The sequence below is a fragment of the Pseudoalteromonas sp. LC2018020214 genome (genome assembly GCF_016598755.1).
In the GTDB taxonomy this organism is placed as follows: Bacteria; Pseudomonadota; Gammaproteobacteria; order Enterobacterales; family Alteromonadaceae; genus Pseudoalteromonas; species Pseudoalteromonas distincta.
Genome location: NZ_CP066804.1, coordinates 2,423,707 through 2,438,490, shown reverse-complemented (window position 1 = coordinate 2,438,490; position 14,784 = coordinate 2,423,707). Strand labels below are relative to the sequence as shown.

The following is a 14,784-nucleotide window of genomic DNA, read 5'->3' as shown; positions in this document are numbered from 1 at the left end:
TATGACCATAATAGCACTAGGTATAAATCACAAAACCGCATCCGTAGAATTACGTGAAAAAGTGGCTTTTTCGCCTGAGCAAATTTCAGAGGCGTTGCAACAATTAAGTGGCCATGCCGACTTTAATGAAGCGGTTATTGTGTCTACCTGCAATCGAACCGAGATCTATTGTAGCCTCGCTCAGCAAAATTCCCAAACACTGTTGAGCTGGCTTGCCAGTTTCCATGGTTTGGATGAACATGAACTGAGCAAAAACATTTATTGTTACGAAGATAACGATGCTATTAATCACTTAATGCGCGTGGCGTGTGGGTTGGATTCTTTAGTGTTGGGCGAACCGCAAATTCTGGGACAAATAAAGCAATCGTTTTTTAGTGCTAAAAACCACGATGCAGTAGGTGTTACTTTTGATAGGTTGTTTCAAAAAACATTTTCGGTAGCGAAACAAGTTAGAACTGAAACCGATATTGGCGCAAGTGCGGTATCGGTAGCGTTTGCTGCAGTTAACTTGGCAAAGCATATTTATGGCAAGCTTGATAAGACCAATGTGTTATTAATTGGCGCAGGTGAAACCATTGAATTGGTTGCTAAGCATTTATACCAAAATGAGCCTCAAAATATCACTGTTGCAAATAGAACTATTGAGCGAGCTCGTAACTTAGCTGACGAAGTGTCGGCAGATGTGATTGCTTTGGCGCAATTGCCTGAGCGTTTGCATAAAGCCGATATAGTGATTAGTTCTACAGCCAGCACTTTACCTATTATTGGTAAAGGGGTGGTTGAGCAAGCGCTAAAGCAGCGACGTCACAAACCTATGCTATTTATAGATATAGCGGTTCCCCGTGATATAGAAAGCCAAGTTGGGGAGCTAGATGCTGCCTATTTATATTCCGTTGATGACTTACAAACCATTGTAAGCGAGAATATGGCAGCGCGCGAGCAAGCTGCACAGCAAGCGCAAATAATTATTATTGAACGCACCAAAGAATTTGCAATGTGGATGCGTTCACTCGATTCGGTAGATTTAATCCGCCATTATCGAAATGATGTACAAACAATTAAGTCTGAACTTGTAGAGCGTGCTGTTAGTCAGCTCAATACAGGTAAAGATGCAGAAAAAATTATATTAGAGCTCGCCAATAAATTAACCAATCGCTTAATGCACGCGCCTACCCGTGCAATACAAGATGCAGCGAAAAAAGGTGAAGTGGCGCAGCTAAACCAGTTGAAAAAAATGTTAGGTATTGATCAGGAATAACCGTTAAATGAAAGAGTCTGTTTATAATAAATTAGAAACCTTAGTAGAGCGTTACGAAGAAGTACAAGCGCTGCTAAGCGACCCGTCGGTCATTAGTGATCAAAACCGTTTTCGTGCGCTTTCAAAAGAGTATTCTGAGCTTGAAGAGATTGTAAAAACGTTTTTAAACTATAAAGAAACGCAAGACGATTTAGCCAGTGCAGAAGAAATGCTTAAAGATTCTGACCCTGAAATGCGTGAAATGGCGCAAGAAGAATATAAAGAAGCAAAAGCACAAATACTAGTGATTGAAGATCAAATTCAAGTATTAATGTTGCCAAAAGATCCGCGAGATAACAACAACGTGTTTGTTGAAGTACGTGCAGGGACGGGCGGCGATGAAGCGGCTATTTTTGCTGGTGACTTATTTCGTATGTACAGCCGCTACGCAGAAAATAAAAAATGGAAAGTAGAAGTTGTAAGCACCAATGAAGGTGAGCATGGCGGTTACAAAGAAGTTATTGCAAATATCAGTGGCGAAGGCGTTTACGGTCAATTAAAGTTTGAATCAGGCGTACACCGCGTACAACGTGTGCCAGAGACTGAATCACAAGGTCGTGTTCATACCTCAGCGTGTACTGTTGCGGTTATGGCAGAAGTACCAGAAGCTGAAGCGATACAAATTAATACAGCAGATTTAAAAGTTGATACATTTCGTGCATCAGGCGCAGGTGGTCAGCACGTAAATAAAACTGATTCTGCTATTCGACTTACACATATACCTACCGGTGTTGTGGTTGAGTGTCAGGATCAGCGTTCGCAGCATAAAAACCGTGCTAAAGCGATGTCAGTACTTGCAGCTCGACTGCAACAAGCTGAAGATGAAAAACGCCATGCGGCAGAAGCCTCTGAGCGTCGTGACTTGGTAGGTAGTGGCGATCGTTCTGAGCGTATTCGTACTTATAACTACCCGCAAGGTCGTATTACCGATCACCGTATTAACCTAACACTTTATCGTTTAAACGAAGTGGTAGCCGGTGATTTAAGTGCGATTATTGACCCATTAATGCAAGAGCATCAAGCTGACTTACTTGCGGCCATGGGCGACGAGTAATTGTGGCTCACACTCTTGAACAAGCAATTGCTGCAGGTGCTGACTTATTAGCACTTAGCAGCGAAAGTGCTAAATTAGATGCACAAGTTTTACTTCTTCATATACTTCAAAAACCTCGCAGTTACCTTTTTACTTGGCCAGAACATGCGCTTAGTGATGAGCAACAATCGCAGTTTAATGTATTTATCCAAAGACGTTTGAAAGGTGAGCCCGTAGCCCATATAACTGGGCTGCGTGAATTTTGGAGCTTATCGCTTGAAGTTAACGCAACGACCCTAATACCTCGACCAGATACTGAAACATTAGTCGAGCAAGCACTTGAAATAGCGCTACCCGCTACAGCAAAGGTGCTGGATTTAGGCACAGGTACTGGTGCGATAGCGTTGGCACTGGGTAGTGAAATGCCTAATTGGCAAATTACTGCAGTAGATAGAGTAAGCGATGCAGTTGCACTTGCTACACGTAACCAGCAGCGATTAGCGATTAATAATGTACATGTTAAACAAAGTAACTGGTTTAGTGAGTTGCATGGCGAAAAATTCAATTTAATTGTCACGAACCCTCCTTATATAGAAAGTAGCGATATACATTTAAATCAGGGTGATGTGCGCTTTGAGCCTTTATCGGCATTAGTGGCTGATGATTGCGGAATGTCTGATATTAAACAAATAATTACACAATCACGTGACTATTTGTCATCTAATGGCTATCTTTTAATAGAACACGGTTTTGAGCAAGGTGAAGCTGTTCGTCATTTCTTTGAAAAAATGGCGTTTGTTAATATTAAAACAGTGAAAGACCTTGGTAACAATGACCGTGTAACACTTGCACTGTGGCCCTAGAGAATAATAATTGCCTACTAGTGCGTTAAATAATGCCATGAAGGAATTTCGACTATGATGGGTGATTTTTTATTTTCAGATGAACCAGAAGAAACAATCGATGAGATTGAACACGGTACCTGGAAAGTATTAATCGTTGATGATGAACCTGAAGTTCATGCTGTTACAAAACTAGCACTGAGTGATTTTGAGTTTCAAAATAAACGCTTAGAGTTTATTAGTGCCTACTCAGGTGCTGAAGCGAAAGAGCTCATAAAGGAGCATCCAGATGCCGCTATTGTGCTACTTGATGTGGTAATGGAAACCGACGACGCTGGTTTGCAGGTTGCTAAGTTTATTCGTGAAGAAGCTAAAAATAATCATATACGGATTATTTTAAGAACGGGCCAACCTGGCCAGGCACCTGAACGCCAAGTCATTATTAATTATGATATTAACGATTACAAATCGAAAACTGAGCTAACGGCTCAAAAATTATTTACTGTTATTATGTCGAGCCTACGCTCGTATCGGGATATTATTTCGATTGAGCAGTCACGCGAAGGGCTTGAAAAAATAATTATAGCGTCTCGTGATATTTTTTCTGCGCATTCAATAGAGCACTTTATTGAAGGCGTTATGCAGCAATTAACATCTTTATTGGGTATTGCTGATCAAGCTATGTATGCCACCACTTTAGTTGCACAAAACCCAGAACATGAAAAAAATAAAAAGCTAATAGTTTGCTCTGGCACTGGCGATTTTGAAAAAAGTGAAGGTAAAGAGCTTGATGAGGTATTACAAGCTGAGCAGTTAAGTGCGTGTCATCAGGCGCTTAATGATAAAAGTATCATTTATAAAGATAATTACTTATTTGCGTACTGCAGTAGTGAGTACAATCATAACTCAATGCTGTTCATATCAGGTGTCCCAAAGGATTTAACGGATACTCAGCGTCATTTAATCAAAATATTTTCTCAAAATGTGCAACTTGCCTTTGAAAATGTGCAGCTTCAGTCTGAAATAGAAGCGACACAACAAGAGCTTGTTTATAGGTTAAGTGAAGCAGTCGAGCAGCGCTCAACCGAGACAGGTAATCATGTTAAACGTGTAGCACATATTTGTCATATTTTAGCTGAGGGCTATGGTTTATCTAAACATGATGCAGATTTAGTAAGGTTGGCGTCGCCTCTTCATGATGTAGGTAAAGTGGGCATTCCTGATGCGATTTTAAACAAACCAGCAAAGTTAGAACCTCAAGAATGGGAAGTGATGAAAACCCATACTGATAAAGGCTATACTATTTTAAAAGACTCTCCCCATGAAATTGTGAGTACAGGTGCAATTATTGCAAAAGAGCATCATGAAAAATGGGATGGGTCTGGTTACCCACAAGGTCTAAGCGGAAACGCAATTAACGTATTTGGCCGTATAGTCGCACTTGCTGATGTATACGATGCACTTCGCCATAAACGGTGTTATAAAGAGCCTTGGACATTACAAAATGTGGTTGATGAAATTAATGCTCAAAAAGGCACACATTTTGAACCAAAAATGGTTGAAGTATTTAACGAAAAGCTTGATGAGTTAGAGGCGGTTCTTAGCCGTTTTCCTGATTAGATTTTTATAAAACAGAAGTACAGGGGCATATGGATTATTTAGCAGTAAAGCACTCGCACATGGCAATTGCGATGTTAAGTGTAATATTATTTTATGTTCGCGCTTTTTCGCGAATGGGCAGTGGTAAATTAGCAAAAAATAAAGCGGTAATGATTGGTAGTCACAGTATAGATACTTTGTTATTAGTGTCTGCACTTACGCTTATATTTATGGCTAAAATTAATCCGTTTGAACAATATTGGCTATTAGAAAAAATAGTTTTAGTGGTTATATACATTGGTATTGGGGCTAAAAGCGCCCGACAAACTAAAATGGCGGCTAAAGTTGCTTACGTTTTAGTTAACACTGCTGTTATTTTAGCGATAGGTTATTTAGCGACGTCTAAATCAGCTTTTTTGCTTTAAGTAATACCTGACTATTTGAGCTTTATAGGTGTTTTGTAAAGCTCAAATACAACTCCCTCTCAGAAAATATTCAAATACACCTCTATATTGGTATATAGCTTTAAAGTTAGGTAAACTACGCCTTCGTTTTCTAAAATGTTGCAGTATTAATGACTACCCTCGGGTTTGACGAACACGATGAATCTTATCTTGATGATGCTTACGATGAATTTACACCTCCAGCGATTTACCGCTGTATTAAAGCAGAGTCAAAGTGGGACCCTCAGATAGATTTAACACCATGTTATGAAACTTTAACTGACTTTGAACAGCAAATTTCAGCGCTGTGTTTAAAAGTGAGTGATGAGCACGATCGCCTCGAAAAATTATTAGATATGTTTTACAGTGATTGGCTATTTAGTGCATCAGGTTTAAAAGTGCCTGAATATAAATTAAATACATTAAGCTATACGCTTTCTATGCGCAGTGGTTCACCTACAACACTGGCAATTATACTTTGTCATTTTTTACAACAAGCTAATTGTGACGCGAACCTTAGTCTTACCCAAGGTGACGTTGGCGTACATGTGGCGATTAGTGATGAAGAAGGCTACATAATAGAGCCAAGCAGTGGACAACAAAGTTGGTATATTATCCCTGAAAACGCAGATGAAGATGATGGTCAAGAGCAAGAGCCACTAGAGCTGATTTTTGATGACGAAGTATATAAGTTATTTTTAGCTCAGCAAAAATGGTCTTTCATTAGCGAAAATAAATTTGGTCATGCTTTAACCTGTGTAGAGATGCTAATGGAGTTAATAGGCGACGACCCGTATGAGAGACGCGACAGAGGTTACTTATTAAATCAGCTCGGTTGCCCTAAAATGGCACGTGATGATTTACAGTTTTTTGTAGATGAGTGTCCGGACGATCCTGCAATAGAGATTATTCAACACCAAATAGAAGAACTAGAAGATAATAATAAAACGCACCATTAAGAATAGGAATAATTATGGTTGAAACTCAAAGCGCATTAATCACAAATGATGCCGTTGTGCTTGGTTTGCTTGCTATTATTTTGGGGTTTATTTTTAAAACCTCAAACAGTGAGCGTCCAGCTTTAAAACGATTTTATAAATACGTACCTGCTTTATTACTGTGTTACTTTTTACCTTCGTTATTAAATACCTTTGGTATTGTAGATGGTAATAAATCTAATGTTTATTATGTGGCTTCGCGCTACTTACTACCTGCCTGTTTAATACTACTTACCATTAGTATTGATTTAAAAGCGATTATTAACTTAGGCCCTAAAGCACTTATTATGTTTTTAGTGGGTACTTTAGGCATTGTTATTGGTGGGCCATTAGCTATTTTAGTGGTGAGCGCATTTGACCCAAGTATTGTTGGTGGGCATGGCCCAGATGCGGTATGGCGCGGTATGACAACTGTTGCAGGTAGCTGGATTGGCGGCGGTGCTAACCAAGCATCAATGAAAGAAATGTTTGAAGTTGGTGGTGATATATTCTCTGTAATGATTACAGTTGATGTAATTGTCGCTAATATTTGGATGGCTGTTTTATTGTTAATGGCAGCAAATCATAAAAAGATTGATGCAGCGACGGGGGCTGATACAAGCGCAATTGAAGATTTGAAAAAGCGTGTGGAAGAATATCATGCAGAACATGCACGCATCCCAACTCTTAATGATTACATGACGCTGATTGCAATTGCATTTGGTATAACTGGCTTAGCACACTTTTGCGCTGACTTTTTGGGGCCGTACTTTGGCACTACTTATGAATGGGCAAAAGAATACAGCTTAAACAGTAAATTCTTTTGGCTAATTGTTATATCAACAACGATTGGTATAGGCTTATCGTTTACTAAAGTGAGGCAAATAGAAGCGTTTGGCGCTTCAAAAGTAGCTTCTAGCTTTTTATATATTTTGGTTGCATCGATTGGTTTACACATGAATGTAACCGCTATTTTCAATAACCCCGGGCTATTTTTAGTGGGCGCAATTTGGATGTTAGTGCATGCAAGCATTATGTTAATTGTGGCTAAACTGATTAAAGCACCGTTATTTTATATGGCTGTGGGTTCTCAGGCTAATGTGGGCGGTGCAGCGTCTGCACCTGTTGTAGCATCAGCGTTTCATCCGTCATTAGCGCCTGTTGGTGTTCTGTTAGCTGTACTAGGCTACGGTGTGGGTACTTATATGGCTTATATTTGTGGATTAATGATGCAAGCAGTTGCACCTTAAGGAATTTAAATGAAAGACCAAATTATTAAAATTAATGAAATTGAACTTGCAAACAACAAACCGTTTGTATTGTTTGGTGGTATTAACGTATTAGAATCTCGCGATTTAGCAATGCGTGTTGCAGAGCATTACGTAGAAGTTACGACGAAACTAAATATTCCTTATGTATTTAAGGCCTCATTTGATAAAGCTAATCGCTCTTCAATCAATTCGTACCGTGGTCCAGGTATGGAAGAAGGTTTAAAAATATTCGAAGAAATTAAAAACACGTTTAAAATTCCACTAATTACTGACGTACATGAACCGCATCAAGCTGCACCTGTTGCAGAAGTTGTTGATGTAATTCAGTTACCTGCTTTTTTGGCGCGTCAAACAGATTTAGTTGTGGCGATGGCTAAAACAGGTGCAATTATTAATGTGAAAAAACCACAGTTTTTAGCGCCACACGAAATGCGCCATATCATTACTAAATTTAATGAAGCTGGTAATAACAACGTAGCCCTTTGTGAGCGTGGTTCTAGCTTTGGTTACAACAACCTTGTGGTTGATATGCTTGGTATGGATGACATGAAGGCAATGGCACCTGTTATTTTTGATGCAACACATGCGCTACAACGCCCTGGTGGACGAGCTGACTCTGCTGATGGTCGTCGTGCACAAGCTGCAGAGCTTGCGCGCAGTGGTATGGCGTTGGGTATTGCTGGTTTATTTATCGAAGCGCATCCAAATCCTAACGAAGCTAAATGTGATGGCCCATGTGCGTTAGCGCTTAGCAAGTTAGAAGGGTACTTAACGCAAATGAAAGCGGTTGATGATTTAATTAAAAGTTTTGCCCCACTTGATACAAGTGCAAGCGATTTATAATTAAGCATGATGTTTATTAAAAAGCGACTCAGGTCGCTTTTTTTATGCCTTTAATATACACAAACTTATATGATGTATATAATCTCACGCATAAGAAAAACTAATTCTAAGCTTGGTTATTATGTCAAGACGGGTACCTCCATTAAACGCATTAAAAGCCTTTGAAGCGGCTGCACGCCATTTAAGTTTTACAAAAGCTGCAGAAGAGCTTTATGTAACGCAGGCGGCAGTAAGTCATCAAATAAAAACACTTGAAGAGCATTTAGGGCTGAAGTTGTTTTTACGTAAAAACCGCTCTTTATTATTAACTGAAGAAGGCCAAGGCTATTTTTTAGATATTAAAGAGATTTTTACTCAGCTTATTGATGCAACTGAAAAGCTATTAGCTCGTGGCGCTAAGGGCTCACTAACGGTAAGCCTAACCCCTAGTTTTGCTATTCAGTGGTTAGTGCCTCGTTTGAGTTTGTTTAATGAGTTACATCCAGAGATAGATGTGCGAATAAAAGCACAAGACCAAGATGAAAACTCACTCACTGATGACGTAGATATTGCTATTTATTATGGAAGGGGTCATTGGAATGGCGTACAAGCGTACAAGCTTCATACCGAATATTTAGTACCACTTTGTAGTCCTATGTTATTAAGCGGGTTAAAGCCGCTTGATCAACCTAGTGATTTAGCGCATCACACACTATTACACGACACTACACGTAAAAACTGGAAAACGTGGATGAAAACCGCAGGCGTGCGTAACATCCAGGTAAATCAAGGGCCTATATTTAGCCACTCCTCTATGGTGTTACAAGCAGCGGTACATGGACAAGGTGTGGCAATTGGCAATAGTGTATTAGCTAAACCCGACATAGACGCAGGGCGTTTGGTAATTCCGTTTAATCATAGCCTAGAGAGTAAAAATGCGTATTACTTAGTGCTTCGTGAGTCGCAAACAGAGCTTGGTAAAATAGTTTCGTTTAAAGAGTGGATGCTGAGCTTAGTAGAGCATGAGCAAGAACATGAGTATTAAAAATGATTGAATGGTTTAAAAGCACGGAGCAACCTGCAATAGCACAGTTTATATTTGCACATGGCGCAGGTGCTGGTAGCGATTCTGACTTTATGCAGCACATGGCAAAATTAATAAGCGAGCAGGGGGTTGATGTTGGTTTATTTGATTTTGAATATATGCAAATCGCTAAACAAACTAATAAACGCAGGCCTCCTGAGCGAGCACCAAAGTTACTTATTTATTATGAACGAGTGCTAACGAATGCGCAGCCAGATTTACCGTTGTTTATAGGTGGTAAATCGATGGGCGGTCGCATGGCATCAATGCTTGCATGTAGTTCAGAGCAAAGCCTTTCAGGTGTTATAGCATTTGGTTATCCATTTCATCCGCCGGGTAAGCCAGAAAAATTACGCACCGATCATTTTGCTGATATTGTTTGCCCTTTTTTAGTATTACAGGGCGAGCGAGATACATTTGGTACACGTGAAGAACTTCTTACTATGAAAATGCCAAAGCAGCCTTTGTTTACTTGGCTGAGTGATGGCGATCACTCATTAAAACCACGTAAAAAAAGTGGCGTAACTGAACTGCAAAATAGAGAAACAGCAGCGTTAAGTGCCGTTGAATTTATTAAGCAACAAATTGAGATACGTTAAGACTCGAGCAGGGGGTTAGATGATTAAATTATTTTTAATGACCGGTAGTATTTTTTGTATGCTTTCGGTGATGTTAGGTGCATTTGCTGCCCATGGTTTAAAAAGCCGCTTATCGGAGTATTCATTAGGCGTTTTTAAAACGGCTGCTGAATATCAAATGGTGCATGGGCTTGCACTTATTGCGGTGGCTATTTTAATTAAATGGGGCATAAACCTGAGTTGGGCTGGTGGCTTTTTTATAATGGGCACACTACTTTTTAGTGGTAGTTTATATTTACTCGCTCTAACAGGAATGAAGTGGCTTGGGCCTATAACACCGCTTGGTGGGTTGTGCTTTATTATTGGTTGGATTGTTATTTTAGTGCAAGTTGCACGATTTAAGTTTTAAAGAGTTTAAGGGTTAATATGTCTAGTGTTGTGATTTTTTGTCGTAGTGGTTTTGAAAACGATGCCGCTGCTGAAATAACGTTTCATGCTGCAGAGCAAGGTTTTGCAGGGTATGTAAAAGCAAAACCAAATACAGGTTATGTTGTTTACGAATGTTTTGAAGCGCATCACAGCGACGAAATAATCAAAAAAGTTGATTTTAAAAACATGGTGTTTGCACGTCAATGGTTTGCCGGCACATTACTTGAAAACATGCCAGTAGAGGACCGTGTGAGCGCAGTAGTTGAAGCTGCTAAAGATTTTACATTATGCTCAGAACTGCGCGTTGAAACGCCAGACACAAACGAAGGTAAAGAGCTTTTAACGTTCTGTAAAAAAATCTCAACACCGCTTAAAAAAGCCCTCGAAAAACAAAATACTGTACTACGTGAGCCAAAAGCAAATCGCCCAGTAATGCATGTCATGTTTTTAACAAACAATACGGCTTATGTTGGTTACTCGTATAGCTTTAATAATTCTCCATTTTTCATGGGTATTTTGCGCCTTCGTATGCCAAGCGATGCACCGAGTCGCTCAACGTTAAAACTCGATGAAGCATTTAACGTATTTATACCTGAGCAACAACGCGAGTCACGCGTAGCTGCCGGTATGCGCAGTGTTGATTTAGGTGCATGCCCTGGTGGTTGGACTTATCAGCTTGTACGCCGTGGTATGTTTGTAAGTGCGATTGATAACGGCCCAATGAATGACGATTTAATGCAAACTGGGCAAGTTAAACATTTTAGAGCCGACGGTTTTAAATATCGCCCAGAAAAAAGAAATATTACTTGGTTAGTGTGCGATATGGTGGAAAAACCGACCAAAGTGACTACGCTAATGATTGACTGGGCAGTAAATGCATACGCAAAAGAGTTTATATTTAACTTAAAGCTGCCTATGAAAAAACGCTTTGATAGTGTTTATGAATGTCTTTCGATGATCAGAAAAGAGCTTGAGAAACAAGGTATCAATTACGAGTTGCAAGCTAAACATCTATATCATGATCGTGAGGAAATAACCGTTCATTTAAACGTTACTAAGGTGCCACAAAATTTGTATAGTTAATATGTAGAGGCTAAAAGTGGTAAAAAACAATATTAATAAATGGCTAAGTTTACTTTTTTTATCACTTTTAATCACAGGCTGTGGCGGGGGAGGCGAAAGTAGTGATACAACTACGCCCTCTGGTAACGCTGCGCCCAGTGTTATGCTTTCGGTTAGCAGTAACGTTATTACTTCTAATCAATCATTTACTATTACAGCGCTTGCAAGTGATAGCGATGGACAAATTGCCAGCTATCAATGGCAACAACTTAGCGGGCCCGAGTTTACGTTTACCTCTAACGGTAACACGCTTACAGCCACTGCACCTAGTGTAACAACCGATACGACCTTTAGCTTTTCGGTTACAGTTACTGACAACTCAGGTGCTACTGCACAACAAGTTTTTTCAGGCACTATCACCTCTCAAAATAATGCTCCTACAGTTAATATAACAGGCCCAAGTAGTGCACTTGCCAGCACACAAGTTAGTTTAGTTGCTAACGCTCAAGATACAGATGGCACTATAAGTAATATTAATTGGATTCAGTCTGCTGGGGACAATGTTGAGTTTTCACAAACTGATGGAGTCCTTAGTTTTACCGCCCCTAATGTATCTGAAAATACAACACTAGGTTTTAGCGTAACCGTAACTGACAATGCAGGTAAAAGCGCTCAAGCGAGTAAAACGGTTTTAATTAATCAAGTAAATAGCGCGCCAACAGTCATTGTTACAGGCCCTGAAGAAGCTGAAAAAGGTGACAGTGTAACCTTAGTTGCAGATGCACAAGACAGCGATGGTAGTATTAATAGCATAACTTGGCAGCAAATAAGTGGTCCTGTAGTTGAACTTACTCAAACACAAACAAGCATTAGCTTTAATGCGCCCACTGTTTCACAAAATACCAATGTTACATTTGTGGTTACTGTAACCGATGACGATAACGCTACAAATAGCGCTCAAAAAACAGTTGCAGTATTAGCACCAAACAATCCACCAACTGCAGATGATGTAAGTATTAGCGTGCAATATAATCAAGCCACAGAATTTAGTTTAGTAGTTAGCGATGCCGATAACGATACCGTTCAGATTGATTTTGGTGATGATTTAAATGGTGCAAAAATTAGTGTTATTGATGCACAAGCCTTACTTTTTAGCTACACACCTCCTGCAAACAGTATCACTTCACAAAGCTATACGTTAACTGCGTCTGATTCAAAAGACACAACCGAATTTACCCTGAATATTACTGTGGTTGATTCAACGCCCGCTACAATTAGTAATGTAACACCCCAAAGTAATAATGACCCAGTTCTTGTAGATAGCCCTGTTAGTATTACATTTTCAGATATTATGCTAACGAGCACTTTAGCAGTTAACTCTAGTAGTGGTGCTTGTACAGGAAGTGTACAAGTGTCAGCAGATGATTTTACTACTTGCTTGGCCTTAAATATTGAAAGTTTGTCGGGTACTACTAGTGACACAAGTACTTATTTTCATACTGTAAATGTAAGCGCAAGCTTTAATGAAGATACCCAATATATTGTCCGTGTTACAGCTGATTTAACTAATTTTGATGATACGGCCATTGAAACGCAAACCGCTACTTCTTTTACTACCTCTAGCCAAGATATAAAAATAACTGAAGTTTCTTCTGTGCAATTTAGTAACGACTTACCTTGGATTGAAATTTATAACGGCACAGGGGCTGCTGTAAACTTACAGAGTTATTCGCTTAAAACCCGCAGTATTAATATGATTAATAGCTCGACTAGTGCAGAGACAACTTTTTCACTGCCCAATAAAGAGCTTGAAAATGGTGAGTACCTTATTTTACAAAGCAAGTTTGGAGATGATTTTTTAGTCAATGCATCAGTTAACAATCCTAAAATAGCGCTTGTGGGTAATGCTAGTGATGAAATTAGACCTTATTGGTACATAAACGGTTTTGTAGAATTACTTAATAGTGCAGGTACACAAACAATCGACTTTGTAAAATTTGGTAACTCAGTACAAGAGCCAGTAACGCCATCACAATGGCAAGGTGGTAACGCAGAGCAAATCATCTCCGAGCAAGGAGGCAGCTTAAAGCGCGAGCTTAATGCTACAGACACTAATCAAAGTACTGATTGGAGTTATTCTGTGTTTAACACACCCGCTGGGCCAAACAATATAAATTGCACAATAGATGATGATGAGGATGGTATTCCTGATTGCGCTGAGCAACAGGGTACAACATTCGCGGGTTTACCACTTTATGAGTGGGGGGCGCGTACCTCACAAAAAGATATATTTATTGAAGTTGATTATATGGACAGCAGTGATGTAGGTATTACTCCACATCGAACAGCACTTGAAAAAGTAGCCACTGTTTTTGCAGAAAAAGGTTATACAGTCCACTTTGACGTAGGTGATTTGTTTGATCAAAATACAAATACAGCACCGCAAAACTTTGATTTAGGTGACGGAAATCTTGTCCCTTTTAACAGCTATACCCCGTTTGAATACGATTTAAGTAGCCCTAATTTATTTGCTTATAAAATGGAATATAGCGATATAACTCGCAGGCCCATTTTCCATTATTTATTAATGGCAAGTAGTGGTAACGAAGACGGTAGTATTAGTGGTTCGGGTATTGCTGAGATAAGCGGTAATGATTTAATGGTAACTATGGGGGGCTGGGGTTTAACGCTTGATACGCAAGTAGCAACCAATGTAACTTATAATTATCAAGCATCAACAATATTTCATGAGTTAGGTCATAACTTAGGTTTATACCATGGCGGTGATGAAGAAGTTAATTTTAAGCCTAATCATTTAAGCTCTATGAACTATTTATATCAATTAGCGGGTTTATCAACAATAGGTAATAACGAAGGCGATCGCTACTATGAGCGTTTTTACCCAGGCAATGCTAGTTGCGATATTGCACCAAATACTAATAGTCATTTAGGCTCTACGGATGATTTTATTATTGATTATTCAAATGGTAGTTCAGCAGATTTAAATGAAAGCACCATACTTGAAGTACAGGGGTTAAATAGAAATAGCTCACTACCAGTTGATTTTAATTGTAATGCAATTAACACCGAAAGCTTAACCAGCTTTGATACTAACCAAGATAATACAATATCAATACTGAGTGATGTAGATGAGTGGAGCGTGCTTAATTTACAGTTTTATATGCAAAGTGCAGGTAATCGATTTGGCGTGCCAAATACAAATAACAGTAAGGTGCATAATTTACAAAGCTCGCCTGCTAATATTGAAACGCTGCCCAGTTATATAAAAGAAGCACAGCCAAGTAGTGCAATTATTGCTGAATTAAAAGCAATTAAAGAGCAATAGT

The 14,784-nt window shown here is 39.3% G+C and carries 13 protein-coding genes; all 13 read left to right on the top strand.

Annotated elements, in window-relative coordinates:
- Position 1 precedes the first annotated feature (1 nt).
- The 13 genes from hemA to JG479_RS10675 all read left to right on the top strand — a co-directional run bounded on the left by hemA (position 2) and on the right by JG479_RS10675 (position 14,783).
- The gene (gene hemA, locus JG479_RS10735; protein ID WP_200219261.1) at positions 2 to 1,258 is read left to right on the top strand and encodes a glutamyl-tRNA reductase; all 1,257 of its coding nucleotides are present in this window, start codon (positions 2 to 4) and stop codon (positions 1,256 to 1,258) included.
- Positions 1,259 to 1,265: 7 nt separating this feature from the next.
- Complete coding sequence (gene prfA, locus JG479_RS10730) at positions 1,266 to 2,351, top strand: peptide chain release factor 1 (RefSeq protein ID WP_002958554.1); 1,086 nt, start codon at positions 1,266 to 1,268, stop codon at positions 2,349 to 2,351.
- 2 nt (positions 2,352 to 2,353) lie between these two features.
- Positions 2,354 to 3,193, top strand: a complete 840-nt coding sequence (gene prmC, locus JG479_RS10725) for a peptide chain release factor N(5)-glutamine methyltransferase (RefSeq protein ID WP_154903383.1) — start codon at positions 2,354 to 2,356, stop codon at positions 3,191 to 3,193.
- Between the two features lie 54 nt (positions 3,194 to 3,247).
- Complete coding sequence (locus tag JG479_RS10720) at positions 3,248 to 4,792, top strand: response regulator (RefSeq protein WP_002958556.1); 1,545 nt, start codon at positions 3,248 to 3,250, stop codon at positions 4,790 to 4,792.
- A 29-nt stretch (positions 4,793 to 4,821) separates the two neighbouring features.
- Entirely contained in the window at positions 4,822 to 5,196 is a 375-nt protein-coding gene (locus tag JG479_RS10715; protein WP_024605422.1) for a SirB2 family protein, read from the top strand.
- Positions 5,197 to 5,345: 149 nt separating this feature from the next.
- Positions 5,346 to 6,173: a tetratricopeptide repeat protein gene (locus tag JG479_RS10710; protein WP_002958558.1), complete on the top strand. Its 828-nt coding sequence runs from the start codon at positions 5,346 to 5,348 to the stop codon at positions 6,171 to 6,173.
- Positions 6,174 to 6,187: 14 nt separating this feature from the next.
- Positions 6,188 to 7,441, top strand: a complete 1,254-nt coding sequence (locus JG479_RS10705; protein ID WP_024595290.1) for a DUF819 family protein — start codon at positions 6,188 to 6,190, stop codon at positions 7,439 to 7,441.
- A gap of 9 nt (positions 7,442 to 7,450) precedes the next feature.
- Positions 7,451 to 8,305: a 3-deoxy-8-phosphooctulonate synthase gene (gene kdsA / locus JG479_RS10700; protein WP_002958560.1), complete on the top strand. Its 855-nt coding sequence runs from the start codon at positions 7,451 to 7,453 to the stop codon at positions 8,303 to 8,305.
- 121 nt (positions 8,306 to 8,426) lie between these two features.
- The gene (locus JG479_RS10695; RefSeq protein WP_002958561.1) at positions 8,427 to 9,329 is read left to right on the top strand and encodes a transcriptional regulator GcvA; all 903 of its coding nucleotides are present in this window, start codon (positions 8,427 to 8,429) and stop codon (positions 9,327 to 9,329) included.
- A 2-nt stretch (positions 9,330 to 9,331) separates the two neighbouring features.
- Positions 9,332 to 9,967: an alpha/beta family hydrolase gene (locus JG479_RS10690; protein ID WP_200219259.1), complete on the top strand. Its 636-nt coding sequence runs from the start codon at positions 9,332 to 9,334 to the stop codon at positions 9,965 to 9,967.
- Positions 9,968 to 9,986: 19 nt separating this feature from the next.
- On the top strand, positions 9,987 to 10,355 hold the full coding sequence (locus JG479_RS10685) for a DUF423 domain-containing protein (protein WP_024595287.1): 369 nt from the start codon (positions 9,987 to 9,989) through the stop codon (positions 10,353 to 10,355).
- A gap of 17 nt (positions 10,356 to 10,372) precedes the next feature.
- Positions 10,373 to 11,458, top strand: a complete 1,086-nt coding sequence (gene rlmM / locus JG479_RS10680; protein ID WP_024605425.1) for a 23S rRNA (cytidine(2498)-2'-O)-methyltransferase RlmM — start codon at positions 10,373 to 10,375, stop codon at positions 11,456 to 11,458.
- A 16-nt stretch (positions 11,459 to 11,474) separates the two neighbouring features.
- Positions 11,475 to 14,783: a PKD domain-containing protein gene (locus JG479_RS10675; RefSeq protein ID WP_200219257.1), complete on the top strand. Its 3,309-nt coding sequence runs from the start codon at positions 11,475 to 11,477 to the stop codon at positions 14,781 to 14,783.
- The last annotated feature ends 1 nt before the right edge of the window (position 14,784 follow it).